The following is a 25675-nucleotide window of genomic DNA, read 5'->3' as shown; positions in this document are numbered from 1 at the left end:
TGCCCTCGAGCCCTGCCCGGGAGACCAGTTCGGGTCCCGCCGGCGGTGCGAGGATGGGGGCGTGCCAGGCGAACTGTTCCCCCGCGAACGCTCCGACCCGGCCCCCGGGGCCGTCCTGCTGCCCGACTGGCTCACCTTCGCCGAGCAGCGCGAGCTGGTCGCGGCCTGCCGCGAGTGGGCGCGCCCGCCGGCCGGCCTGCGGACGGTACGCCTCCCGACCGGCGGCGAGATGTCCGTCCGTACGGTCTGCCTGGGCTGGCACTGGTACCCGTACGGCTACGCCCGCACCGTGGTGGACGGCGACGGCTCACCGGTGAAGCCCTTCCCGCCGCTGCTCGGCACCCTCGCCCTTCGCGCGGTCGCCGACGCGTACGGCCCGGGCGCCGGCGCCCACGCCCTGGACCACGAGGCCGCCGGCCCGGTGGCAGCGCGGCCGGAGATCGCCGGGGCAGCCGGGTACGCGCCGGACGTCGCGCTGGTCAACCACTACGCCGAGGGCGCGCGGATGGGCCTGCACCGCGACCGCGAGGAGCGCGTCGACGCCCCGGTCGTCTCGCTGTCGCTCGGCGACAGCTGCCTGTTCCGGCTCGGCAACACCGAGACCCGGACCCGTCCCTGGACCGATCTGGAGCTGCGCAGCGGCGACCTGTTGGTCTTCGGCGGCCCGTCCCGGTTCGCGTACCACGGTGTGGTCCGTACCCTCCCCGGCACCGCGGATCCGGAGCTGGGGCTGAGCGGCCGGCTGAACATCACCGTCCGGCAGTCCGGGCTGAGCTGATCCCGGAGCCCCGCAGCTGCCGCTGCCCGGGCTGCCGCTGCCCGGGCTGCCGCTGCCCGCGCTGCCGCCGCCTGGGCCGCCGCTGCCCGGGCTGCCGCTGCCCGCGCTGCTCCGCCCGGGCCCCGGCGGCCGCTCACCCGGACGGCGGGAATTCCCCGGCGGCGCGCAGACTTCTGGGTAGACGAAGGCGGCGGGACCGGGTGGAGCATGCCATCCGGGGCCGGCCGCGGGCCGGGAACCCCGGCCCGGAGAGGGAGAGATCATGGGAACGCCCGTCGACCAGCTCGTCGATCTGCTGGACCTGGAGCAGATCGAGCTCAACATCTTCCGGGGCCGCAGCCCCGAGGAGGCCCTGCAGCGGACGTTCGGCGGCCAGGTGGCCGGCCAGGCGCTGGTGGCCGCGGGGCGCACGGTCGAGGACGGGCGACCCGTTCACTCGCTGCACGCCTACTTCCTGCGCCCCGGCGTGCCGGGGGTGCCGATCGTCTACCAGGTCGACCGGATCCGGGACGGCCGTTCCTTCACCACCCGCCGGGTCCTCGGCATCCAGCAGGGCCGCTCGATCTTCGCTCTCACCGCCGACTTCCACCTGCCCGAGCAGGGCGGCATCGAGCACCAGGACGCCATGCCCGACGTGCCCGCGCCCGAGGACCTGCCGAGCGCGCTGGACGAGGTCGGCTCCAAGCTCGGCGAGCTGCCGCCGTTCATCAGCCGCCGCCAGCCCTTCGACATCCGGTACGTCGACCGGCTGAGATGGACCAAGGAGGAGCTGGTCGGCGTCCAGCCGCGCAGTGGTGTCTGGCTGCGCACCAACGGAGCGCTGCCCGACGACCCGCTGATCCACGTCTGCGCGCTCACCTACGCCAGCGACATGACGCTGCTCGACGCGGTCCGCGCGCCCGTCGAGCCGCTGTGGGGCCAGCGGAACTTCGACATGGCCTCGCTCGACCACGCGATGTGGTTCCACCGCCCGTTCCGGGCCGACGACTGGCTGCTGTACCAGCAGGAGTCGCCGATCGCGCACGGCGCCCGTGGCCTGGCCCGCGGGGAGATCTACGACCGCAGCGGGCAGCTGGTGGTCTCCGTCATGCAGGAAGGGCTGTTCCGGCCGCTCGCCGGCCGCTGAGCCAAGGCCCCCGGGGTCAGGGCCGGCGCCGGAGAGGTACAGACCGAGCACCCGCGCAATCCGTCCAACCGATCGAGCCACAGCTGGGAGGGGATGGTCCGATGACCGCCGCCGAGGACTGGAAGCACTGGACCGAGGCCCGTACGGCCGCCGCCGGCGCACCGCACGGGCCGCTCGCGCTGACCGGGACGCACTGGCTCGAGCCCGGACCGGCCGCGATCCCCGGTCTGCCGGGCCGCTGGTGGGCCGCCGACGGAGCGGTCAAGGTGAGCCTCGCCGCCGCCGACGGCATCCGGCCGGAGGGCGCCGCCGAGGACGGGCCGGCCCTCGACGGTGAGGTCACGCTGCTCCCGGACACTGACCCCGGGTCCCAGCCGCTGACCTACGGCGACATCCGGCTTGTCCCGATCGAGCGGGAGGGCGAGCTGGCGCTGCGGGTGTTCGACCCCGCCTCCCCGGCCCGCGCGGCGTTCGCCGGGATCACCGTGTACCCGTACGCGCCGGAGTGGGCGGTGCAGGCGGTCTTCACTCCGTTCGAGGACCAGCAGGCGGTGGTGGTCCCCAACGCGGACGGCCGGGAGCGCCCGCTGGACGTGGCCGGCCGGATCGCGTTCCGCCTGGCGGGGGAGGACCACACCCTCACGGTCAGCCGCTCCGGCGACCGGCTGTCCGGGGTGATCGCCGACGGCACCAGCGGCCGGGAGACCTACCGCTTCCGCTTCATCACCCTCCCGGCCCCGGATGCCGACGGCCGCACGGTGCTCGACCTGAACCACGCTTATCTGCCGCCGTGCGCCTTTGCCGACCACTTCGTCTGCCCCTTCCCGCCGCCGGGGAACCGGCTGACGGTCGCGGTGGAGGCCGGGGAGAAGCAGGTGCTCTCGAAGTGACCGCGGGCGGGGCGGCCGGGGTGTCCGCGACGGTTCCGGTCCGTCCGGGGTGGCCGAGCGCTGCGGGTCGTCGTTCCGGGACGACCCCGGCGTGGGCGCCGATGGGCGGGTGGACGAACATAAGTCTCTGTGTCGACAGAGCAACCAACCGCCGCTGAGACCCCCGCCGGTTCCCCCGAACCCGCGGCCCCTGCCGGCCCCGGGGAACCAGGGGCCCACCCCGACCTGACAGCCGCCCGGCGCCCACGCACCGGCCGGCTCTCCGCGGCCGCCCGCGGCGCCCTCGCGGACATCGGCCCGATCCGCGACAACCCCGACTACCGGCGGGTCTGGCTCGGCCAGTCGGTCTCCGCCATCGGCCAGCAGATGACCGCGGTCGCGGTGGCGGTCCAGGTGTGGGACCTCACCGGGTCCACCTTCGCCACGGGCCTGGTCGGCCTGTTCTCGCTCGGCCCGCTGATCGCGTTCGGCCTGTACGGCGGCGCCGTCGCCGACCGCGTCGACCGCCGGAAGCTCGGCCTGATCGGCTCGGCCGGCCTGGCCGTGGTCTCGGCGTTCCTGGCCGCGCAGGCACTGCTCGGACTGGGCGTGGTCGCGCTGCTGTACGCGGCCGTGGCGGTGCAGGCGGCCTTCTTCGCGCTCAGCTCCCCGGCCCGGTCGTCGATGATCCCGCGCCTGGTCCCCCGTCACCAACTGCCGGCCGCCAACGCCCTCAACACCATCAGCATGAACCTCGGCATGACCGTCGGCCCCATGCTCGGCGGCATCCTGATCGGCGCGTACGGCGTCCGCGCGGCCTACCTGGTCGACACGGTCGCGTTCGGCGCGACGCTGTACGCGATGTGGCGGCTGCCGGCGATGCGACCGCTGGCGGCGGACGGCGGGGCGGCGGACGGTGGGAGAGCCGACGGCGGGGCGGCGGACGGTGGGAGGGCCGACGGCGGGGCGGCGGACGCCTCGGGCGGGGAGCGTCGGCGGGCCTCCGTCCTGGACGGGCTGCGCTTCCTTCGTGACCAGCCCAACCTGCGGACCAGCTTCCTCGCCGACCTCGCCGCCATGATCTTCGGCCTGCCCCGCGCCCTGTTCCCCGCCATCGCCGTCGGTTTCTACGGCGGCGGCCCGGGGACCGTCGGCCTGCTGGTCGCCGCACCGGCGGTGGGCGCGCTGGCGGGCGCTCTGTTCTCGGGGTGGATCGGGAAGGTGCACCGGCACGGGCTGGCCGTCCTCGCGGCGGTCTGCGCCTGGGGGCTGTCGATCGCGGCGTTCGGGCTGGTACGCGAGCTGTGGCTCGGGCTGCTCCTGCTCGCGGCGGCGGGCTGCGCGGACACCGTCAGCATGATCTTCCGCAACACGATGATGCAGGTCGCGGCCCCCGACGAGATGCGCGGCCGGCTCCAGGGCATCTTCATCGTCGTCGTAGCCGGCGGCCCCCGCCTCGGCGACTTCGAGTCCGGCACCGTCGCCTCCCTCTGGTCACCCACCGTCTCCGTCGTCACCGGCGGCCTCGCCTGCGTCGCCGCCGTCCTCCTCCTCGCCGCCCGCCGCCCCGCCTTCCTCCGCTACGACGCCCGCCACCCCACCCCCTGACCTGCCCCTTCCCCCAGACCCCGGCCCGGGCGACACCCTCACCACGCCGCACCCGGGCCCACGGAAACCTGGCAGCGAGCACCCCTCCACGTGCTGTATTGTTTTCCACGTCGCCGGGAGACCGGGGACAAGGTCGAGAAGCCAAAGATCACCGCAAGGTGACCGGAGGCGCCAAGACCACGGGACGTGGCGCAGCTTGGTAGCGCACTTGACTGGGGGTCAAGGGGTCGCAGGTTCAAATCCTGTCGTCCCGACAGTGGTCAGAGGGCCGGAGACATGAGTCTCCGGCCCTTTCGACATCCACGGGTGACATCAGCCCTGTTGCATCAGCGCTTCGCGGGCATCGCTGCGACGCGTGGGGGACCGGAACTCATCGCTGCTGGTCGAGCTGCCCACCGGTATTCGTTCATGACGCCGCCGAGGACACGGAGTGGGGACTCCAGGTGCCGACCCGGCCTGGCGGGTTGAGGTGACAGCGCATCTGGAGCCGCGAGGAGATCAGTGGCAGTACCGGCCACACATCTGCCTCGGGCGTCGACGATGGCTGTGCCACGGTCACGGGCGGCCTGGGCGCGGGACGGTGGCGCGGGTCTGTATGTCGATCACTGCTACGCCGTCCGGCATGCCGAGCATCACCAGGGTGCCGGTGAGCCCCATCGACCAGATCTCCGAGCCGAGCCGCAGGTCGTGCACTTCGCCACTCCTGCTCAGGCTCCGCAGCCGGACGAGCCCATCGGACCAGGCCGCGGCCACCAACGGGCCGGCCGCCGTCGTACTGACGGCCACCGCTGTTACCGGGCAGGCGCGTCGGTCGGTCGGTTCGGCCATCGGATCGGAGTAAGGGCCCCAGATTCGTACGGCGCCGTCGAGACCACCGCTCACGAGCAGGGGTATTTCCGGGTCGTACAGTCCGTGACCGCCCAGGGCGGTGCCTGACAGCGCGGTCACAGGGCCCTGGTGGAGTTTCCCGCTGACGACCCGGCCACTCCCGTACCAGTGCACGGTGCCTTCCGCGTCCCCGAAGGCCGGTGCGGCCAGTGGGAGCCGACCGATCGCCGCCACTGCGCACAGCTCAGCGGAGGAAGTCTTCACTGCTTCGAGCGCCTCGGTCAGCGCGTACGGTTCCAACCCAGGCCGTGGCTCGGCCGGAGCAACCAGCTCCGTCCCACCCCACCCGTCGAGAAGCACGATGGAACCGCCGGCCGTGACCGCCGGCCCGCGCAAAGGTCGTGGCGCGGGTACCACGATGCTGCCGAGCCGACGTCCGGTGGCGGCGTCGTAGGTTCGCACCCAACCGCTCGGATCGGCCACCAGGAAACCGGGATGCGTACTGCGCCGAGCCGGTCGCGACTGCGACCGCAGGTCCTGGCCACCCCTCCTGTTCGGCCCTCCGCCATCGTGCCCATCGCCCGGCCCACCCGGCGGCCGGACCGGCCGGCGTGGACGCGGCGACAGTGTCGACACCCAGCAGCCGCGTTCGTAGGACGGCCGCCCTGATTCCGGGGTCGGGTTCGTCGATCACGGCAGGACCCGCAGCATCCCAGGCCCGGGATATCGCGTCGTCCCGCCTCTCGGTCGCGGCCGTCACCGCCGCCGGGCGGGCCAGCGCGTGGAGCATCGGGTCCGCCGCCAGTGGTCCGAGGTCACCCGCACGGGAAGCCGCTGTCCAGAGGTCCGAGAGCAGTTCTTCGTCGGCTGCGCGCAGGTCGAGCGAGCCGTCGGAGCTGCGGGGCACCCGGGCGATCAGTTCCACCGAACGGTCCAGGGCCGGGACCGGCGCCGACGCGGGCCCAAGGGCCGAACCCGGCACGGCATAGGCGTCCGGATCCGCGCCGACCTCGGCGCACCAAGCGGTGAAGCGCGCCCGGTCCGTCCACTGCGGGTGATCCAGGTTCAGCACGGCGGGTTCTGCCACCGCAGCGAACGAGCCTGTCGTAGGGCTGCCGGCGGACGACGTTTCCACGACCAGCCGGACATGCGGAAACTCCAGCATCCGGTCGAGCAGTTCGGACACCAGCAGGCCCGGATCGGCCGCCAGGTCCAGCTCCGGAACGCAGATGGCGGTACGCCTGTCGTCGGCGGTCCTGGACGCACCGTACGGGCGAGCCCCGGGTGATGCGCAGCCAAGGCACGGACGCGCTGCGGCACGACGCGGCGCTACCCGGCACGACGTGGCGCGCCCGGGGCCTGGCGCCGGGCGGCTATCCGGCGGGGGTCGCCGGACCGACGGTGCGGCGGACGGTCTCGAGGCCGACCACCTCGATGCGGGGGGTGTCGTCGACGTCGCGGCCGAGCCGGACCGGGTTGCCGACCAGCGGACCGCCGGTCATCACGTAGCTGCCGTCGTCCAGGACACCGAGCGGCATGGTGCGCGGGCCGAGGCGCAGCGACAGGTCGGGGCCGCTGCGGGTGAGCCGGTAGCCGCCCTCGTAGTGGCCCAGGTAGGGCGCGGTGGCGCCCGGGTCGGTCGGGAAGGTGCGGCTCCCGAGGGCGCGTAGGGCCTCCAGGGCGTCCAGGTAAGCGGTGTGGACCTTGGCGGTGACGCCCTTGTTGAGGCCGAACCGCTCGCCGAGCAGCAGGTTGAGCACGTAGAGGTAGAAGAACAGCCCGGTCGGGGCCGGGTTCATCCCGTTCAGCACGACCAGCCCGAGGTCGTGCTCGGGCAGGAAGCCGATGTACGAGGCGAAGCCGTCGATCCCGCCGTTGTGCCAGATCAGCGACGTGCCGTCGCAGAACCGGTTGCTGATCCACCCCATCCCGTAGCCGGACGCCGTGACGTCCGGATCGAGGTCGGGCGAGACGGGGACCGGGATGTGCGGCTTCCAGCACTCGGCGAGGTTCTCCGCCGACACCACCCGGCGGCCGTCGGCGGAGACACCGCGCCGCAGTTGCAGCCGGACGTAGGCGGCCATGTCGTCGAGCGAGGCGAGGGTGCCGCCCGCCGGGGCGTAGCTGCCGACCGGCCCGTAGGCGAGCGGCCGGTTGGCGCCGGTGAGGTCGGGGCCGTAGCCGCGCATGAAGTCGGTGACCAGGCCGCGCGGGTCGTCCGCGATTCGCGCGCCGGCCATGCCGGTCGGACCGTACACCCGGCTGCGCATCTCGTCGGCGAAGGTTCCGGTCAGGAGGTCGGCGGAGACGCCGTCGGCGAGCAGCGGGAGGTAGCCGCCGGCCGAGTACACGGTGTTGTTGTAGTGGAACTCGGTGTTCGGCGGCGCCACCACCGGGAGGGTGGCCACGGAGCGGAGCAGCTGCGGGGCGGTCGGGTCGCCCTCGTGGAGGCCGGACAGGGCGGGCGGCTCGTCGATGCCGGTGGCCATCCCCAGCAGGTCGCGGACCCGCAGGGAACGGGTCAGTTCATCGGTGGGAGCCCGGAAACCGGGCCAGGCCTCGACCGCCCGCTGGTCCCAGGCCAGCTGCCTGCGGTCGACGTAGGCCGCGGCGAGCAGCGAGGTCATCGACTTGGTGGTGGAGGCGACCAGGAACCGGGTCGACGGTGTGACCGGCGTACGGCTCTCCGCGTCGCGTACGCCGAGCGGGAGGGTGAGCAGGACCCGGTCCGCGCTGACCACGGCCACCGCGGCGCCGACCAGTTCCATGGCGGCGAACTCCGCGCGCACCTGGGCGGCGAAGGCGTCCCATCCGTCCGCCGCTGCTGTCCCGTCGGACGCGTCCGCGGCCCGCGCCGGGGACGGCGCGGCTCCCAGCCCGGCGCCCAATCCGGCTGCTGCCAGTCCCTTGAGCAGCGTCCTGCGCGTCGAGGTGGTCGACGAGACAGCGGTCGCGGCGTCGAGCCCCACCGGCGTTCCCCTCACTTCACTGCTTCGGGCGGGAGCCGCCGGGGCACCCGGCGGTCACCCACTGCTGCCTGAACCGTGCGGCCGGCCACCCTCCGGGCAGGCCGAGGGCCGCCCCGACAAGCTATCCAGGCCCGTGCGGCGGGCCGCCGGACACTCCGTCGGCCGGGCGTGACGTCATCCGATCAGCGGCACCGGATCGTGGTCCGGGGCGGTGGGGCACGGCAGTACGGCACGGGGTGGCTCTCGGTGGTCGGCGGATCGGGGCCGGGTGGGGCCCGGGAGTAGGTGGCTCTCCCGGGCCCCGCCTTGCCGAGGTTCCCGGGCCCGCCCCGGGTCCGCGCTCAGCCGGGCGTCAACGTCCTTGCAGGGACTTGACGTTGTCGCCGAAGGTCCAGCCCTTGGAGCCGTCCCAGTTGACCGACCAGGTCATCAGCCCCTTGAGCGAACCGCCGAAGGCGTTCCAGGACTGGCCGACCAGGCTCGGCGTCATGTAGCCGCCGCCCGCGCCGGGCTGGGCCGGCAGGCCGGGCACCTGCTTGTCGTACGGCACCTTGACGGTGGTGCCCTGGACGACCAGGCCGTTGTTGAGGCAGGTGGTCTGGGCGGTGAAGCCCTGGACGGTGCCGGCCTGATAGGAGTCGCCGGAGCAGCCGTACATGCTGCCGTTGTAGTACTGCATGTTGAGCCACCACAGGCGCCCGTTGTCGGCGTACTTCTTGATGATCGGGAGGTAGGAGCCCCAGATCGACCCGTAGGTGACGCTTCCCCCGGTGACGTAGGCGGTCTCGGGGGCCATGGTGAGGCCGAAGCCGGCCGGCATCTGGGCCAGGACGCCGTCGATGATGCGGATCAGGTTGGACTGGGAGGCGGAGAGCGTGTTGATGTTGCCGCTCCCGGACAGGCCGGTCTCGATGTCGATGTCGATCCCGTCGAAGTTGTACTTCTTGAGGATCGGGACGACGGTCGCCACGAACTTGTCGGCGACGGTGCTGGAGCTGAGGTCGATGCCGGCGGCGGCGCCGCCGATCGACATCAGGAGCGTCGCCCCGGCCGCCTTGGCCTGGCACATCTCGGCGGGGGTCGAGACCTTGACGCCCGCGTCCATCCCGTCCTGCCACAGCACGGTGCCGTCGGAGAGGATCACCGGGAAGGCGGCGTTGATGACGTTGTAGCCGTGGGCGGCGATCCGGCTGTCGGTGATGGGGACCCAGCCCATGCCGGGGTGGACGCCGTTGGCGGCGCCGTCCCAGTTCTCCCAGTAGCCCTGCAGCACCTTGCCCGACGGCTTGGGCTTGGTCGCGCAGGTGTCGCCCGGTGAGGTCGGGCTGGTGGACGACGTGGGGCTGCTCGAAGGGCTGGTGGACGGGCTGCTGGAAGGCGTGGGGCTGCTGGACGGGCTGGCGGACGGTGAGGGGCTGGTGGAGGTGGTCGGGCTGGTCGACGGGCTGGGGCTGCTGCCGCCGGGACCGGTGAGCGACACGTCGTCCGCGTAGTAGGCGGGCTGTCCGTACCAGCCGTGCAGGTAGACGGTCACCGAGGTGGTGGTCGACCCGGTGGTGAAGGCGACGCTGAGCTGGCCGTACGACGCGTTGTTCGGCGTCCAGGTGGACGGGGCGGTGGTGAGGCCGGTGCCGGTGGCGCCCAGGTAGACGTAGCTGCCCTGGACGTAGGCGCTCAGCGTGTACTGGGAGTTGGGCTGGACGCTGATGGTCTGGCTGCACTGGGCGTTGTCCTGGCCGCTCGGCGTCGCCTTGAGGGCGGAGGCGCCGGAGTGGACCGGACTGCTGACCGCCACCCCGGAGCCGCCGGAGCAGCTCCAGGCGGAGAGCCCGCTCTCGAATCCCGCGTTGGCCACCAGGTTGGGGGTGGCGGCGCCCGCCGTGACGGTGCCGGCCACAGCGAGGCCGGCTCCGATGACGGCTGCGGCGCTCACCCCGGCGAGTGAGCGTCGCAGGGCGGTCGGTCCGTGCTGGGGGTGGGCGGCTCGCGGCGGCGGGCCGCCGGCCCGCTCGCTGCCGGGGCGGATGCCGCCCGATGGACGTGGGGTACGCGACCTTCGACGGAACATGTTGCGCTCCCTTCCCGCCGAGCGTGCGTCATGGACATGACCAACGCGTGGGGGCGTGGCGCCCGGCTCTGGGTGAGGTGGGGACATGTGGGGCTGTGCCGATCCGGATCGTAGGAGCGGTGGCAGTGCCCGTCAATAGGTCTGGACCAATTGTGGCGGGGTGCGGCCCGGGCCCGCGCGCCAACGCTCATGACGGGGCGTCGGCCCGGCCGTCCCGGCGGCGTACGGGCGTCGAGGGCCGCCGGTGGAGTCCGGCGGGTAGAGGTCCGTCACCCGTGCAGGTCGAGGGAGAGGTGCGCGGAGAGCGACCGGAGGAAGTCGGGTGCGTCGAAGATCTCGCCCGCGGAGGCGACACCGGCCGTCCTGGTCCGTCCCGTGAGGATGCGCTCGACCGCCTCCACCGCCAGCGGGGCGGTGACGGCGTAGATGTCCTGACCCGTCGCCACGGCTCGCCGCTCGGCGCCGCCGGAGCGGACCACGACGTCGACCAGGAAGGTCTGGGCCGACCGTCCGTCCCGGTCCACCGGGGTCGGCGCCGGGGTGTCCGGGGCCGACAGCTCCCGGACCGCCTCCACCGTCATGTAGCTGTGCACCTCGGGGACCGACAGGTGGCGAGGGACGGTGACGGCGTCGGCCATCGTGAACTCCCCGACGACGGCCCGGGGGCCCATCGGGTCGGGAAAGGCCCACTCCAGGGTGGGCGGGGCGTCGTCGCGGTACTCCAGCCGCCCGTCGGCGAAGCGGACCCGGCGGCCGCCCCGCCGCTCCCGGGAGACCCGGCCCGCGGCGCGCGTCCCCTCCGTGGGGTGCCAGCCGTTCAGCCCGTACGCGATGTGCACCTCGTCGGCAGCCGTCCAATCGCCCATCGCGGTGGTGGCCAGCAGGTCGCCGAGTCCGCCGTAGAAGGCCATCGCGGGCACGACGACCGCCCCGGCGGCCCGGGCGCGGTCCGAGAATCGCGCGAACGTGTCGACGTTGGCCTCGATCTCGGCCGCCACGTCGACGTACGGGATCCCGGCCCGCAGCGCCGCCTCGATCACGGGTGCGGCCGTCGTGGCGAAGGGGCCGGCACAGTTGATGACCGCCGCCGTCCCGGCCAGGGCGCGGTCCAGCGAGGCCGGGTCGTCGACCGACGCGGGACGCGGCTCGCTGCCGGGATGGGCCGCCGCCAGCGCTTCCAGCCTGCCGGGGTCGCGCCCGGCGAGCACCGGGAGGAACCCGCGCTCCCGCAGCCGCGCCACCACGAACCGTCCGGTGTGTCCGTACGCCCCGAACACCGCCACAGTCCTGGCCTGTCCCATGAGACCCTCCCTCTCGTGCCGGATCGATCCGGCGCGGCCAATTCTGGTGGGACGGACGATCCGCCGTGAGTGTCCGGAACGCCATGGCCCGTACAGTTCCGGACATGGGTACTGTGGCACTGGCCGTCACCGACGGGATGCTGCACTTCGAACTGTCCGTGGCCTACGAGGTCTTCGGCTCCGCCCCGGCGGCGGTGGCGGGCCCCTGGTACGACGTCGCCGTCTGCGGGTCCGACGCCGTGCGGGTCGGCCGGTTCCGGGTCGAGCCCGACGGCGGGCTCGACCGGCTCCGGCGCGCCGACACCGTGATCGTCCCCGCGCTGGCCGACGTCGACGAGGCGCCGCCCGCCGACCTGGTCGACGCGGTGCGCGCGGCCCACGAGGCAGGCGCACGGGTGGCCTCCCTGTGCACGGGCGCGTTCGTCCTGGCCGCGGCCGGCCTGCTGGACGGGAAGCGCGCGACCACCCACTGGGCGCACACCGAGGCGCTGGCCGACCGCTACCCCCGGGTCGAGGTGGACCCGGACGTGCTCTACGTCGACAACGGCAGCGTGCTCACCTCCGCGGGCAAGGCGGCCGCGATGGACCTGTGCCTGCACCTGGTCCGGCTCGACCACGGTTCGTCGATTGCCAACGTGGTCGCCCGCCGCCTGGTCGTGCCCCCGCACCGGGCCGGCGGGCAGGCCCAGTTCGTCACCACGCCGGTACCGGCCCGGACCGGCCACCCGCTCTCCGCGCTGCTCCCCTGGGTGATGGAACGGCTCGACGAGCCGCTGACCGTCGAGGACCTGGCCCGTCGGGCGGGGATGAGCCCGCGCAACCTGGGCCGGCAGTTCCGGGCGGTGACCGGCACCACGCCCCTGCAGTGGCTGCTGACCCAGCGGATCCGCCACGCCCAGGAGTTGCTGGAGAACTCCGACGACACCGTCGACGCCATCGCGGCGGCCACCGGCATGGGCACCGCCACGACGCTGCGCCGGCACTTCAACCGGACGGTCGGCGTTCCGCCGGACACCTACCGGCGCACCTTCCGTGCGGGGGCGGGTGCAGGGACCCGCCCCGGCACGGGGATCGGCACGGCCTAGCGGGGCGGGACCGGGCGGTCGTAGACGTTGTCCGGGGTCACGATCTCGGTGAGCGCCCGGGCCAGCGGCGAACTCGGCTCCTGGCCGCCGGAGCTGATGTCGGTGTTGAGCAGGAGGACCATGGTGGCCCGCTGGGCGGGCAGGTACACGGTGACGCTCTCGTAGCCCGGGATGGAACCGTTGTGCCCGATCCAGCCGCCCGTCTCGAAGATGCCGAGGCCGTAGCAGGTCCCGGGGAAGCCGGTCGGCAGCATGGTGAGCCGTTCCGCCTGGGTCCGCGGGCTGAGCAGCGTGCCGGTGGCGACGGTCTCGGCCCAACGGCGCAGGTCGTGCAGGTTCGAGATCATCGCTCCGGCGGCCCAGGCCCAACTGGGGTTCCAGCCGGTGGAGTCGGCGACCGCCCCGCTCGGCGTCTGGTCGGTGTAGCCGTGGGCGTGCGGCTGCGGGAACTCGGTCCCGCTCGGGAGCAGCGTGTGGCGCAGGCGGGCCGGGCGGAGCACCCGCCGGTCGATGAAGTCGGCCAGGCGCAGGCCGCTGACCTTCTCGATCACCAGGCCGAGCAGCACGAGGTTGCTGTTGCAGTACTGGAAGGTCTCGCCCGGCGCGAAGGTGTTCGCGTGCTTGAAGCCGTACGCGAGCGTCTCCTGCGGGGTGAACGAGCGCGCCGGGTCGTTCTCCAGCGCCTGGATGAAGTCCGGGTCGGAGGTGAACGGGAACAGGCCGCTGCGCATCCCGGCGAGCTGACGGAGCGTGATCCGTTCACCGTCGGGCACCCCGTCGACGTAGGCGCAGATCGGGTCGTCCAGGCCGATCCGGTGCTCGTCGACGAGTTGGAGCAGCGCGGTGACCGTGAAGGTCTTGGTCTCGCTGCCGATCCGGCTGAAGACGCCGGTGGTCATCGGGGTACCGGTCGCGGTGTCGGCGACCCCGGATGCGCGGACGTAGCTGCCCCGCTCCGGGAACCACAGCCCGACCACGGCACCGGGGATGCCGGCCTGTCGGCGGGTGTCCTCGACGGCCCGGTCCAGCCGCGCGGTCAGTTCGGGACCGAATCCGTCCGCCGGGCCGTCGTCCGAGGACCGGCCGGCCGCGTCGGGCACTGCGGCCGTGTCGGGTGCTGCGGTTGTGTCGGGCTCCGCGGCCGTGGCGGGGGCCGCTGCCACGGGGGACAGCACGGACGCCGCGAACAGCGCTTTGGTGAACAGGCGGCGGGAGGGGGAACGGCTCACGTCGGCGCTTCCTTCGGGTCGGGGACTCGGGTGCCAACGTCACCACCCGGTCCCCGGGCCGTGATCCCGGTCCGGTGCGGGATCCGGCGAGTCCACCCGTTCGGAGGCACCACGGTCCCTGGGTCCTGCCCCGGCCCCGGCCCGTCCTCCCGGTACCGCCCGCCGGCGGGTGGCGGCGGGTGGCGGCGGGTGGTGTGGCCGGTGGTGGCCGGTGCCGTCGGCCGGCGGCGTTCGTCGGGGAGGCGCCCGGGGTCCGACGGCCGAGCGGCCGGGTCACGGACGACCCGGCCGCGGGGCCGTTACGGGTGGACCGGCTGGCGCTCCACCAGGTCCGTCCCGACCAGCGCCGCCGCTCGGCGAAGCTGCCGGCGCAGGTCCGCGACGGCTGCCCGGGTCTCGTCGGGGAACCCGCGGGCGGCGGTCGCGGGCAGGGAGCCCGGCAGATCGCGCAGGGCGGCCCGCAGGACGCCGGCCAGCCGCTCGAGGTCGCCGAGCGCGAGCCGGCTGTCCTCCAGGTCCGGTGCCGGTGCGGGCCGGTCCGACGGCTCGCCGGGTGCCCACTCGCCGACGGTCACGGGGGCGTAGCCCAGTTCGGTACGGGCGGCGGTCAGCGCCTTGGCGGTCGGCCTGGCGCCGTCGGCCAGCGCCTTCTCCACCACCTCCCGGACCTGCGCGGGGCCGTACTCGCGCAGGACCGGGACCAGCACCCGCGCCTGGGACTCGCGGAGCACGAGGTTGCCAAAAGCCGGATTTGGCAACAGCGCGGCCTGGACCGGGATCATCTCCAGCAGGCGGTGCGCATAGGACCGGGACAGGCCCCAGCGGTCGCCGAGGTACTCCTCCCAGGTGCTGTGGGTGGAGCGGTAGAGCTTCCGGTCGTGGATCTCCCACAGGGCGGGTCCGGCCTGCTGGGCGAACCGGGTGTGGGCCGTCTGCTTGTCCGCCTCGAACTGCGCCTCGGCCTGTCGGACGGCCTCCATGCCTTCGGCCTGGGCGGCGGCCACCCGGGCCTCCAGCTCGGCGAGCGTGCACTCACCGAGGCCGTCCGGCCGGAGGGTGGCCCCGGCGGACCCCGCCGGGCCGGTCGGTCCCGCCGGGCCGGGGGAACCGGTGGCAGCGGCGGGGACGGCTGCCCGGCGGCTGCCCGGGCGGTTGCCGATCAGCAGGGTCTCCGGGCCGGTCAGGGCCGCGCTGCCGTCGGGACGCTGAAGGCGCGGGCGCTCGCTCATGCGGCGGCCTCCTGGAGGTCCTTGACCCGGGTGGCGAGCTTGGCGAAGTCGTCCGCGACCTCGCGGGCGGGCTGGCTGCGCAGCGAACGGAGCGGCGCCACCGAGTCGGCGGCGGCCTTGACCACGGCCCGTTCCCTGATGTGCGGGGCCCAGACCAGGCCGGGGAAGCAACTGTCCAGGCCGTCGATCTGGAAGTCGTGGACGCCGAGGCCGGTCCGGACCCGCGAGGGGACGACGCCCGCCACCCTGAGCCGGGGGTTGCTGAGGTCGTCGGCGTGGTCGCGGACGAAGTTCAGCACCCGTACGGCGCCCTCGATCCCGTCGAACTCCGGCTCCGCCACGATCAGCACCACGTCGGCTGCGACCATCGCGAGCTGGGTCAGGTGCCCGAGCGAGGGCGGGCAGTCGAGGAGGGTGATCCGGCGGTCGTCGCAGCCGGCCAGCGCCCGGCGGAGCCGCTTGACGGCGCCGACCGTACCGGCCTCGGAGATCCGGTTCTCCAGCTCGAACCGGGCCGGCAGGACGCGGATCCGGCTGCCGTAGATCCCGCCCCAGCCGCAGGGGACGTAGGCGTCCCGGGCGGCGCCCAGGGCGTCGCACTTGATCGCCTCACTGATCGTCATCTGGTCGGCGTCCGGCCGGGCGCCCAGCCGGCGGGAGGAGTTCCCCTGCGGGTCGACGTCGGCCACGTCCACCTCGTCGCCGCCCTCGGCGAGCGCGGCGGCGAGGTTCACCACCATCGCCGACTTCCCCGAACCACCCTTGTTCTGACACACCGCAATCCGCATCCGCACTCCCTCTGTGCCGCTCCGGCCGCCCTGACGTGGGCCGTGCTCGCAGAGTAACTATCCGATCACCCAACAGGGCCGACGGCTGCTCGGCCCCGGCGAGGAACACCCGGACGGCGGTGGGGCGGCGGCGGCCGGGTGCGGGCTCGGGCTCGGGCTCGGGTGGGGCTCGGGTGCGGGAGCGGGAACCGCTGTGCGGGCGGCTCGGCCGCGGTGGGTACGGGGCCCGGCACAGCGGGTCGAGCGCGGTGTTCACGACCGGCCCGCGCCGTCGCCGGACGGCTGCGGGGGACGGGGGCCGGTGAGGGTGGTCCAGCCGCCCTCGCGCAGCCGGTCGGTGAGGTGCAGGGCGGTCGCGGCGGGCACGGTCAGCCGCACGGCGGCGCCGGGTCCGGCGGACAGGTGGTCGAGCCGGACGTCGTCGATGTTGACGCCGGCCGCGGCGACGTCGGAGAACAGCCGGCCCAGTTCGCCCGGCCGGTCGCTCACCACCACGCCCAGGGTGGCCGCCCGGCCGGTCGCGGCGGGCGGCGGGATCCGGGCGCGGCCGGCGGCGCCGGTTGCCAGCAGCTGCCGCAGGTCGGTGGCGGCCGCCCGCCGGGCCTCGTCGCGGGCGCGGTCGGACGCCGGGCCGGCCCTGGTCCCGGCTCCGGTCGAGGTCCCGGTCCCGGCTCCGGTTCCGGCGGCCAGGGTGCGCAGTGCGGTGATGCCGACCCGCAGCCGGTCGCCGATCCGCTCCAGGACGTCGGCGACCGCCTCGGCGTTGGCGGTGAGCAGTTCCGCCGACCGGGCGGTGTCCCCTTCGGCGCCGCCGGTGGCCGGGTACGCGGGCTGCGTGGACAGCCGCAGCGCGAACTCCTGATCCGGGGTCAGCTGGCCCGCCGCCAGCGCGGCGAGCAGCAGCGGGGCGTGCGAGACCAGGGCGACGGCCCGGTCGTGTTCGGCGGCGTCCGCGATCACCGGGGTGGCGCCGCACAGGGCGACCAGTTCCAGGGCGCGGTTGAGGACGGCGTCCTCGGTCGCGCCGGTCGGGGTGATCACCCACGGGTGCCGGCGGAACAGGTCGGCGCGGGCGGCCAGCGGTCCGGCACGGCCCTCGCCCGCCATCGGGTGGCCGCCGATGTAGCTGGAGAGGTCGCAGCCGAGGGCCAGCGCCTGCTGCCGGGGCAGCAGTTTGACGGCTCCCACGTCGGTGTACGCGCGGGCCGTGCCGTCCTTCTGCAGCGCTGCCAGCACTCCGGCGACCCGGTCCGGCGGGACGGCCACCACGGCGATGTCCACGCCGTCCGCCGCGGGCGGCCGGCCCCGGCCCGGTGGTGGCCCGGGGCGTCCGGCGCCGAGTGCGGTCGCGGCCCGCAGCGCGGCCGGGTCGGTGTCGAAGAGGTGGACGTCGACCCCCTGGGCGCGCAGTGCGAGGCCCACCGAGGTGCCGATCAGGCCGGTGCCGACGACCAGGGCGGTTCGCATCACAGCCACCTTCCGGGGCGGGGTCTCGGGTGTGCCGCAGGCGGTGCGGGCGGCGCGGGCGGTGCCGGTGCGGCCGGTGCGGCCGGTGCGGGCGGCGGTGGGTCGGCCGGTCGGGGACAGCCGGGTCAGGGGCCCGGTACCGGCTGCGCCGCGGCCGCCGCGGCCTGCTCCAGCGTGGTGATGATCCAGTCGTCGAGCGGTACGCCGGCCCGGCCGGCCGCGGCCTGCCAGCGGTCCATGGCCTGCGCGGGAAGGGTCAGGTCGGGGAGCTTCGCCGGGGCGCTCACCGGGACGGGGTTGCGGGCGGCGCGCAGTCGGCGGCGCAGCTCGCTCTTGGACCAGCGGTTCTCGTGGGCGCGGGCGAGCCAGAGGTCCTGCCCGGCGTGGTCGAGCGGGGCGACTTCGGCGTGGTGCTGGAAGCTGAGCTCCGGGTGCCGTCGGTCCATGGTGAACTTCCTGGCCACCCAGGCGTAGTTGCGCAGCGTCTGGTAGTCGAGACCGGCCGTGTCGATCGCCCGGCGGTAGCGGTCGCCGTACTTGTCCTGGCCGTAGACCAGCCAGTCGCCGAGGCACCAGGCGAACGAGTCGGCGGTCTCGAACAGCTTGGCGCCGGCCTGCTCCCAGGTCTCGAAGGCGAGTGCGGCCGGGAACCGCAGGCCGACCCGGGTGGTGAGGATCTGCTGTCCGCGGTGGGTCCGGGGTTCGGCGGCGGGCAGGTGCCGGGTGGGGCCGTGGGGGGCCGTCCGGCGGGTGGTGCGGTCGAGGGGGTGACGTTGTCCCGTTGTTGGTTCGGTCCTGGTGGTGCTCACGTTTCTCATCCGTCCGTCGTCTTCCACCTGAGCAGGGACGGCGGTGGGAGTTGTCGTTTCCCCCGCTCCCGGACGCTCCTTCGTGTTGGTGCGAAGCGCCGGCCCCCGCAGCCAGAATGGCCCCGGCCGGAGGGCGTGACCAGTGTTGACCGGTTGACTCCACCGGGAAACAGGGAAACGGTCCGCCCGGCGGCCCGGTCCCGGGTGCCGCGGCGCTGGTCGGAGCGGGTCGGAGCGGGTCGGCCGCGGGTCGGCGAGGCCGTCACCGCGCTCCGCCTGTCCTGCCGGCGGGACAGCCGGAGAGGTGCCCGGACTGACCGTCAGGACCGGTGCCCGGTCGTCGGGTTGCCTGCGCAGGGCCGGTCCGCGGATTCCTTGACACCCTTCGACGCCGAATATTAGTTTCCGTCGGCGAGGGAGCCGCAGAGGAAATGCGAATGGGCCGCCGGATCCGGTGCGGCCGCGGCGGACCCGATTTCCCGTGGACCGCTGATCCGCGGTCCTCGGGCGCGAGGAAATTCCGGCAGAATGATCGGGAAGGCGTGAAAATGGCGGACGAGGCACAGAATTCGGTCCGGCCGTACACGGGGGACGAGTATCTGGAGAGCCTCCGCGACGGGCGCGAGGTGTGGGCGTACGGCGAGCGGGTCAAGGATGTGACGACCCATCCGGCGTTCCGGAACAACGCGCGCATGGTGGCCCGGCTGTACGACGCCCTGCACGACCCGGAGCGCCGCGGGCGGCTGACGGTCCCCACCGACACCGGGAACGGCGGCTTCACGCACCCCTACTACAAGGTGCCGCGCTCGGCCGAGGACCTGCGCACCGGTGTCGGCGCGATGGCCGAGTGGGCGCGGATGTCGTACGGCTGGCTGGGGCGCACACCGGATTTCAAGGCGGCCTTCCTGGCGACCCTGGGTGCGGATCCGCAGCACTACGCGCCGTTCGAGGCGAACGCGGCGCGCTGGTACCGCGAGGCCCAGGAGAAGGTCATCTTCATCGGTCACGGGATCGTCAACCCGCCGGTCGACCGGGACCGGGACGTCACCGAACTCCGGGACGTCCACCTGTCGGTGTGCCGGGAGACCGACGCGGGCCTGGTGGTGTCGGGGGCGAAGGTGGTCGGCACCAGTGCGGCGCTGACCCAGTACATCTTCGTCGCCAACTACGGTCAGGTCCCCGAGGGGGCCAAGGACCTCTCCTGCTACTTCATGGTGCCGACCAACACGCCGGGCGTGAAGATCATCTCGCGGGCCTCGTACGAGTACCAGGCCACGGTGGCGGGCAGTCCGTTCGACCAGCCGCTGAGCAGCAGGATGGACGAGAACGACGGAATCCTGGTGTTCGACGAGGTGCTGGTGCCCTGGGAGAACGTGTTCTGCTACGACGTGGAGAAGGCGAATCGGTTCTTCACCGGCTCCGGCTTCTATTTCCGTTCGATGCTGCACGGCTGCGTCCGGCTGGCCGTCAAACTCGATTTCCTCACCGGGCTGCTGACCAAGGGTCTGGACACCACCGGCGCGATCGAGTTCCGCGGGGTGCAGACCAGGCTCGGCGAACTGCTCGGCTACCGACACGTCCTGTGGGGGCTGGTCGACTCGATGGTGCACAATCCGGTGGTCCGTCCGGACGGCTCGGTGATGCCCAACAGCGAGAGCGCGCTGGCGTACCGGATGTTCGCCTCCACGGTCTACCCGAAGATCCGGGAGATCTTCTTCCGCGACCTCGGCAGCGCCCTGATCTACAACAACTCGCACGCCAGCGACTGGGCCACGCCCGAACTGCGGCCGTACCTCGACCGCTACATCCGGGGCCGGCACGGCGTCGAGGCGATCGACCGGGTGAAGCTGATGAAGCTCATCTGGGACTCGGTCGGCAGTGACTTCGGCGGCCGCTGGGAGCTGTACGAGATGAACTACGCGGGCAACCACGAGAACATCCGGATCGAGGCGTTCCAGCGCTACCGGGCGACCGGCGGCCTGGACGAGTGCAAGGCACTGGTGGACGCGTGCCTGGCCGAGTACGACGTCACCGGCTGGCGGGCGGACGACCTCACCGACCCGGAGGCCGTCGTGGTGGCCGGGCCCGCGGCCGGCCGCCGGGCCGGCAAGCCGTGAGCGGCACCCGGGTCGAGCGGCGCGGCCCCGACCCGCGCACCGACGGCGGCGAGCAGGCCTTCCGCGAGGTGATGGGCGAGCTGGTGACCGGGGTCTGCGCGGTGACCACCCGGGCCGGCCGCGGCCCCGACGCCGGCCACGACGCGATCGTGGTCAACTCGCTGACCTCGGTCTCGCTCCGCCCGCAGCTGGTCTCGATGTACCTGCGGGAGGACTCGTCCTTCCTGCGCTCGCTGTCCGCGACCGGGGTGTGGGCCGCGTCGATCCTGCCGGAGGGCAGCGGCCCGGTGGCCCGCACGCTGGCGCTGCCCGCGGACCGGCGGCCCGGCCCGGAGCTGGTCACCGGCTGGGTCCAGGGGGCGGCCACCGGCTGCCTGACCCTGCCGGACGCGCCCGGGGTGATCGAGTGCGAGCTGGACCGCTGCGTCACGGTCGGCGACCACGTACTGGTGGTGGGGCGGGTGGTCGGCCTCACCCGGCGGCCGGCCCGGCCCCTGGTCTTCCACCGCGGACGGTTCGACGCCTGACCCGCGGCCGCGGCCCCGCCGTCCGTACGGCGGCCGCGCCCGGCCGCACCCACCCCGTCACACCCGCCTGTCCCGTTCCACCGTCGAGGAGCTCTCTGTCATGACCATTTCTGAAATCACCCGCAGCGAGCCGGCCCCGGCCGGCCCGGACACCCGGCGCGCCATCGACGGCCGGACGCTGACCATCGAGGACGTCGTCCACGCCATGCGCAACCCCGGCACCGACTTCCGGGTGGCCCAGGAGGCGGCCCGGGCGATGGCCGCCTCCCGCGAGCTCAAGCACGAGCTGATCGCGGACCGCAAGCCCATCTACGGCGTCACCACCGGCTTCGGCGACAGCGTCACCCGCCAGATCTCCCCGGAGAAGGCCGTCGAGCTGCAGTACAACATGATCCGCTACCACCTCAACGGCACCGGTGCGCCGGCCCCCGACGACGTGGTCCGGGCCACCCTGCTGATCCGCGGCAACTGCCTGGCCCGCGGCCGCTCCGGGGTGACCCCGGAGATCGTCGCCCGGCTGCTCGACCTGATCCGCCACGACGTGCTGCCGCAGATCCCCTCCCGCGGCTCGGTCGGCGCCAGCGGCGACCTCGTCCCGCTGTGCTACGTCGCCTCGACCCTGATCGGCGAGGGCCTGGTCCGCCACGACGGCGCCCTGCGCGACGCCGCCGAGGTCTTCACCGAACTCGGCCTGGAGCCGGTGCGGCCGGAGGCCAAGGACGGCCTCGCGCTGATCAACGGCACCTCCTTCAGCTCCGCCTGGTCCGTGCGGGCCTGGGCCGACGCCGCCGAACTCGCCGAGGTCGCCGACATCTGCACCGCGCTGGCCAGCGAGGCGCTGCTCGGCAACCGCGGCCACTTCGCGGCCTTCATCCACGAGCAGAAGCCGCACCCCGGCCAGCTGACCAGCGCCCGCACCATCGGCGACCTGCTGGAGGGATCGGAGCTGGCCCGCTCGCACAGCCAGGTGGTCGACCTCAACGACGACCTCGCCGACCGGGGCTTCCAGCAGCTGCGCCGCAGCATCCAGGACCGCTACTCGATCCGCTGCGCCCCGCACGTCACCGGCGTGCTGCGGGACACCCTCGACTGGTCCCGGCAGTGGGTCGAGACCGAGATCAACTCCTCCAACGACAACCCGCTGTTCGACGTCGAGGCCCGCACCGTGCACAGCGGCGGCAACTTCTACGGCGGCCACGTGGTGCAGGCGATGGACTCGCTCAAGGTTGCCGTCGCCAACATCGCCGACCTGCTGGACCGCCAGCTGGAGCTGATGGTCGACGAGAAGTTCAACAACGGCCTGACCCCGAACCTGATCCCCCGGTTCGCCGACGACGACTGGAACGCCGGGCTGCACCACGGCTTCAAGGGCATGCAGATCGCCTGCTCCGCGCTGACCGCGGAGGCACTGAAGACCTCCGGGCCGATGAGCGTGTTCTCCCGGTCCACCGAGGCGCACAACCAGGACAAGGTCTCGATGTCCGCGATCGCCGCCCGCGAGGCCAACACCGTCGTCGAGCTGGTCCGCGAGGCCGCCGCGATCCACCTGCTGGCCGCCTGCCAGGCCCTCGACCTGCGCGGTCCCGAGCTGGCCGGCCCGCGCACCCGGGCGGTGTACGACCTGGTCCGCAAGCACGCGCCGTTCGTCGGGCACGACCGCCGGATGGACCAGGACATCGCCGCCGTGGTCGAGCTGATCCGGACCGGCGCACTCACCGACGCCGCGCGCGTCGCGGCCTGAGGGGCGGTCATGGTACTGAGCACGGACGCCCTGCTCGACCTGGAGCACCGCCGGCGGCTCGCCGCGGACCAGGGGATCGGCGGCGGCAACGCCTGGGCCGCCGCCCGCCGCCACAGCCCCGCCCCCGACGCCAAGGTGCTGCTCGCCGACCGGCCGCTGACCGGCCTGGACGGCCGCCTGCAGGCCGAGTTCAGCATCGCCGAACTGGACGACCTCGCCCAGGCGTGGTCCGGCTGGTACCTCGACCTCGGGGTCCGGCCGCGCGACCGGGTCGCGGTGTACCTGGACGACTCGTTCGAGGACCAGCTGCACCTGGCCGCGCTGTCCCGGATCGGCGCCATCGCCGTCCTGGTCAACGGCCGGATGCCGGTCGACACCGCGCTGGGCCTGATCCGCCGCACCGCCCCGGTCGGCCTGTACACCGACCGCGCCCACCTGGCGGAGCTGGCCGGGCGGCAGGCCGGGGCCGGCGTCGCCTGGACCCGCACCGCCGAGGACGCCACCGGACTGACGCACCGACCGCTCCCGGACGCGGCCTGCTACCGGCACGCCCCCGACGACCCGGTGCTGATCTGCCACTCCTCGGGCACCACCGGCGACCCCAAGCCGGTCGTCCACACCCACGCCCAGAGCGTGGCCGGCCTGCGGGCCCGGCTCGCCGAGCGGGCCGAGGCGCCGGACGTGCGGATCCTGTCCGCCGCACCGCAGTCGCACGCCGGGGCGACCGCGTTCACCCTCTACTGCCTGCTCGCCGGGGTCCCGCTGATCGCGCTGTCCCGGCCCGGCGGCCCCGAGGTGGCGGCGGCGGTCGCCCGCTACCGGCCCACCCTGGTGCTGGCGTTCAACCAGACCCACGCGGCGCTGGCCACCACGGAACTGCGCGAGGAGGACTTCGCCTCGGTGCGCTACTGGATCAACATGGGTGACGCCGCGCACGACCGGCACGTGCGCACCCTGATGCGGCTCGGGTACCACCTCGCGGACGGCGAACGGCGCCCCGGCTCGTTCTTCGGCGACGGTCTGGGCTCCTCCGAACTCGGCTGGAACGCCCTGGGCCGGGTCTTCACCCCGGACTCGCCGCCACGCCCGCGCCACCTCGGCCGGGTGGTACCGCCCGCCCGGGTCGCGGTGCTGCGCCCGGACGGCAGCGAGGCCGGGCCGGACGAGGTCGGCATGCTCGGCGTGGACAGCCCCGCGGTGACGCCCGGCTACTGGAACGACTCCGACACCACCTACCGCAGCCGGATCGGCACCTGGTTCCTGTCCGGGGACCTGGTCCGGCGGGATGCCGGGGGCGACTTCTTCCACGTCGACCGGGTGGTCGACGCGATCCACACCGCGGACGGCCCGGGCTACTCGGTGCTGATGGAGGAGACCCTGCTGCTCGCCCTGCCGGAGGTCGCCGACTGCGCGGTGGTCGCGGGCCGGCACACCGGCCGGACCGTCCCGGTCGCGGTGGTCCGGCTGCGCGAGCCCGGGGCCGACCCGGCCGAGCTGCTGGCCCGGGCCGGCAAGGCCCTGCGCGCGGCGGGCCAGCCGGAACTCGCCCTGCTGGAGTGCGCCGCCGAGCAGGACCTGCCGGTCGGCGCGACCGGCAAGGTGCTCAAGCGCGTGCTGCGGGAGCGGTACGCCGACCTGGCCGGCCTGCCGGCCCTGCCCGGCCGCGCCTTCGCAGCGGCGGCCCCCGCGAGCGCGCCGCACCCGGCGAGCTGAACGGCGCGCCGAACGCGCGCGCCCGACCCGAACGAAGGAGGAGGCCGGCGATGCCCGCCCCACTGCCGCAGATCGGCGACTGGACCAGCTTCGAGGAGCTCGGCCGGATCCAGTCCAAGCAACTCGACACCGTCCTGGAGCGGGCCATGCGCTCCCCGTTCTACCGGGAGCGCCTCGCGGGCCGTCAGCCCTCCGCCCTGGCCGACCTCGGGGTCACCCGCAAGGACGACCTGCGCGCCGGCTACCCGTTCGGGATGCTCGCCGTGGAGCGCCGGGAGCTCGCCACCTATCACGAGTCCAGTGGCAGTAGCGGCGTTCCCACCCCCTCGTACTACACCGCGGCCGAGTGGACGGACCTCACCGACCGCTTCGCCCGCAAGTCGGTCCCCATGACGGCCGACGACACCCTGCTGGTGCGGATCCCGTACGCCCTGGTGCTGGCCGGCCACCTGGCCCACCAGGCCGCACTGGCCACCGGCGCCACCGTGGTCGCCGGGGACTGCCGCTCGCTGGCCGCCCCGTACTCGCGGATCGTCCGCGCCCTGCACGACCTGGACGTCAGCCTCACCTGGTCCACACCGAGCGACACCCTGGTGTGGGCGGCCGGCGCGCAGCTCGCGGGCTACCGGCCCGCCGAGGACTTCCCGGCGCTGCGCGCGCTGTACGTCGGCGGCGAGCCGCTCGGGCCGGTCCGGCGGGAGCGGATCGCCGCGATCTGGGGCGTGCCGGTGGTCGAGGAGTACGGCTGCACCGAGATCGGCTCGCTGGCCGGCACCTGCCCGCAGGGGCGGATGCACCTGTGGGCGGACCGGGTGCTGGCCGAGGTCCGCGACCCGGCCACCGGCGAGATCTCCGCCGAGGGCGTCGGACAGCTGGTGCTCACCCCGCTGTTCCGGGAGGCGATGCCGCTGCTGCGCTACGACCTGGAGGACCTGGTCGAGCTGCGTTCGCAGGACTGCCCCTGCGGCTGGTACCTGCCGACGATCCGGGTGCTCGGCCGGGCCGGGAGCGACATCCCGGTGGCCGGCGGCTCGGTGACGTCGCGCCAGGTCGAGGACGCGGTGTTCGGGCTCCCCGCCGAGTACGGGGTGATGTTCTGGCGGGCCCGCGCCGGGGCGGACGCCCTCACCGTGCAGATCGAGGCCGCGCCGCCGTTCGCCGCCGACGCCCGGGCCGCGCTGGCCGCCCACGCACCGGAGGCGCTCGGGGTGCCGGTCCGGGTCGAGACCGTTCCGGTCGGGACCCTGGTGCCGCTGGAGCTGCTCTCCAACCGGCTCGACGCGATGAAGCCGCGCAGGCTGTTCGCCGCCGACGAGGACTGGGACGCCGCGGTCCTCACCTGCTGAACCCGACCCGGCCCGGCACCCCGAGCGCCTCCGGTGCGTGGGCGGCCAGCGCGGCCCGGGCGTCGGCGGCGAACGGC

General features: G+C 73.9%; 18 protein-coding genes, 1 tRNA gene and 2 pseudogenes. 11 read left to right on the top strand and 10 right to left on the bottom strand.

Annotated features, from left to right (window positions below; translation table 11 throughout):
• Positions 1 to 61: 61 nt before the first annotated feature.
• From AB0D08_RS17335 to AB0D08_RS17315, 5 genes are all read left to right on the top strand, one after another.
• Entirely contained in the window at positions 62 to 778 is a 717-nt protein-coding gene (locus AB0D08_RS17335; RefSeq protein ID WP_033825765.1) for an alpha-ketoglutarate-dependent dioxygenase AlkB, read from the top strand.
• 262 nt (positions 779 to 1040) lie between these two features.
• Positions 1041 to 1904, top strand: coding sequence for an acyl-CoA thioesterase II (locus AB0D08_RS17330; RefSeq protein WP_033825766.1), 864 nt, complete (start codon positions 1041 to 1043; stop codon positions 1902 to 1904).
• A gap of 101 nt (positions 1905 to 2005) precedes the next feature.
• Positions 2006 to 2794 (top strand): DUF1684 domain-containing protein, encoded by a 789-nt coding sequence (locus AB0D08_RS17325; protein ID WP_359889624.1) that lies wholly within the window; start codon positions 2006 to 2008, stop codon positions 2792 to 2794.
• A 225-nt stretch (positions 2795 to 3019) separates the two neighbouring features.
• Complete coding sequence (locus tag AB0D08_RS17320; RefSeq protein ID WP_359889655.1) at positions 3020 to 4381, top strand: MFS transporter; 1362 nt, start codon at positions 3020 to 3022, stop codon at positions 4379 to 4381.
• Positions 4382 to 4561: 180 nt separating this feature from the next.
• Positions 4562 to 4635 (top strand) — tRNA-Pro (locus tag AB0D08_RS17315).
• Between the two features lie 301 nt (positions 4636 to 4936).
• Here the strand turns inward: AB0D08_RS17315 and AB0D08_RS17310 are convergent.
• The 5 genes and pseudogenes from AB0D08_RS17310 to AB0D08_RS17290 form a co-directional block, all read right to left on the bottom strand.
• A complete protein-coding gene (locus tag AB0D08_RS17310) occupies positions 4937 to 5692 on the bottom strand; it encodes a hypothetical protein (protein ID WP_359889622.1) in 756 nt (251 codons plus the stop codon).
• An 890-nt stretch (positions 5693 to 6582) separates the two neighbouring features.
• On the bottom strand, positions 6583 to 8178 hold the full coding sequence (locus AB0D08_RS17305; protein WP_359889619.1) for a serine hydrolase domain-containing protein: 1596 nt from the start codon (positions 8176 to 8178) through the stop codon (positions 6583 to 6585).
• 352 nt (positions 8179 to 8530) lie between these two features.
• Positions 8531 to 9511 (bottom strand): annotated as a pseudogene (locus AB0D08_RS17300) (chitinase); the annotation flags it as partial.
• A gap of 189 nt (positions 9512 to 9700) precedes the next feature.
• Positions 9701 to 10246: pseudogene (locus tag AB0D08_RS17295) on the bottom strand (carbohydrate binding domain-containing protein); the annotation flags it as partial.
• Positions 10247 to 10515: 269 nt separating this feature from the next.
• Positions 10516 to 11547, bottom strand: coding sequence for a saccharopine dehydrogenase NADP-binding domain-containing protein (locus AB0D08_RS17290; RefSeq protein ID WP_359889616.1), 1032 nt, complete (start codon positions 11545 to 11547; stop codon positions 10516 to 10518).
• A 104-nt stretch (positions 11548 to 11651) separates the two neighbouring features.
• On the opposite strand from AB0D08_RS17290, the gene AB0D08_RS17285 reads away from it, so the two are divergent.
• On the top strand, positions 11652 to 12632 hold the full coding sequence (locus tag AB0D08_RS17285) for a helix-turn-helix domain-containing protein (protein WP_359889613.1): 981 nt from the start codon (positions 11652 to 11654) through the stop codon (positions 12630 to 12632).
• Here AB0D08_RS17285 and AB0D08_RS17280 read toward each other — a convergent pair.
• The 5 genes from AB0D08_RS17280 to AB0D08_RS17260 all read right to left on the bottom strand — a co-directional run bounded on the left by AB0D08_RS17280 (position 12629) and on the right by AB0D08_RS17260 (position 18154).
• On the bottom strand, positions 12629 to 13861 hold the full coding sequence (locus AB0D08_RS17280) for a serine hydrolase domain-containing protein (protein ID WP_359889611.1): 1233 nt from the start codon (positions 13859 to 13861) through the stop codon (positions 12629 to 12631). The genes AB0D08_RS17285 and AB0D08_RS17280 overlap by 4 nt on opposite strands.
• A gap of 299 nt (positions 13862 to 14160) precedes the next feature.
• Positions 14161 to 15090, bottom strand: coding sequence for a hypothetical protein (locus tag AB0D08_RS17275; protein ID WP_359889609.1), 930 nt, complete (start codon positions 15088 to 15090; stop codon positions 14161 to 14163).
• The gene (locus tag AB0D08_RS17270) at positions 15087 to 15878 is read right to left on the bottom strand and encodes a ParA family protein (RefSeq protein WP_033818996.1); all 792 of its coding nucleotides are present in this window, start codon (positions 15876 to 15878) and stop codon (positions 15087 to 15089) included. The genes AB0D08_RS17275 and AB0D08_RS17270 overlap by 4 nt, the downstream gene beginning before the upstream one ends.
• A 252-nt stretch (positions 15879 to 16130) precedes the next feature.
• On the bottom strand, positions 16131 to 17345 hold the full coding sequence (locus tag AB0D08_RS17265; protein WP_359889606.1) for a prephenate dehydrogenase: 1215 nt from the start codon (positions 17343 to 17345) through the stop codon (positions 16131 to 16133).
• Positions 17346 to 17470: 125 nt separating this feature from the next.
• Entirely contained in the window at positions 17471 to 18154 is a 684-nt protein-coding gene (locus tag AB0D08_RS17260; protein ID WP_359889604.1) for an LmbU family transcriptional regulator, read from the bottom strand.
• A 548-nt stretch (positions 18155 to 18702) separates the two neighbouring features.
• Between AB0D08_RS17260 and AB0D08_RS17255 the strand changes: the two genes are divergently transcribed.
• The 5 genes from AB0D08_RS17255 (at position 18703) to AB0D08_RS17235 (ending at position 25598) form a co-directional block, all read left to right on the top strand.
• Positions 18703 to 20271 (top strand): 4-hydroxyphenylacetate 3-hydroxylase N-terminal domain-containing protein, encoded by a 1569-nt coding sequence (locus AB0D08_RS17255; protein ID WP_359889601.1) that lies wholly within the window; start codon positions 18703 to 18705, stop codon positions 20269 to 20271.
• The gene (locus AB0D08_RS17250; protein WP_051812177.1) at positions 20268 to 20798 is read left to right on the top strand and encodes a flavin reductase family protein; all 531 of its coding nucleotides are present in this window, start codon (positions 20268 to 20270) and stop codon (positions 20796 to 20798) included. The genes AB0D08_RS17255 and AB0D08_RS17250 overlap by 4 nt, the downstream gene beginning before the upstream one ends.
• Before the next feature lie 100 nt (positions 20799 to 20898).
• Positions 20899 to 22539 carry an aromatic amino acid ammonia-lyase gene (locus AB0D08_RS17245; RefSeq protein ID WP_359889599.1) on the top strand — a complete coding sequence of 547 codons (1641 nt, stop codon included), beginning with the start codon at positions 20899 to 20901 and terminating at the stop codon, positions 22537 to 22539.
• Between the two features lie 9 nt (positions 22540 to 22548).
• Positions 22549 to 24252: a class I adenylate-forming enzyme family protein gene (locus tag AB0D08_RS17240; RefSeq protein ID WP_359889596.1), complete on the top strand. Its 1704-nt coding sequence runs from the start codon at positions 22549 to 22551 to the stop codon at positions 24250 to 24252.
• 50 nt (positions 24253 to 24302) lie between these two features.
• On the top strand, positions 24303 to 25598 hold the full coding sequence (locus AB0D08_RS17235) for an AMP-binding protein (protein ID WP_033819963.1): 1296 nt from the start codon (positions 24303 to 24305) through the stop codon (positions 25596 to 25598).
• The last annotated feature ends 77 nt before the right edge of the window (positions 25599 to 25675 follow it).

The organism is Kitasatospora sp. NPDC048540 (assembly GCF_040651175.1).
Classification (GTDB): domain Bacteria; phylum Actinomycetota; class Actinomycetes; order Streptomycetales; family Streptomycetaceae; genus Kitasatospora.
Note: the sequence above shows the minus strand (reverse complement) of the source record. Positions and strands in the feature narration are given on the sequence as shown.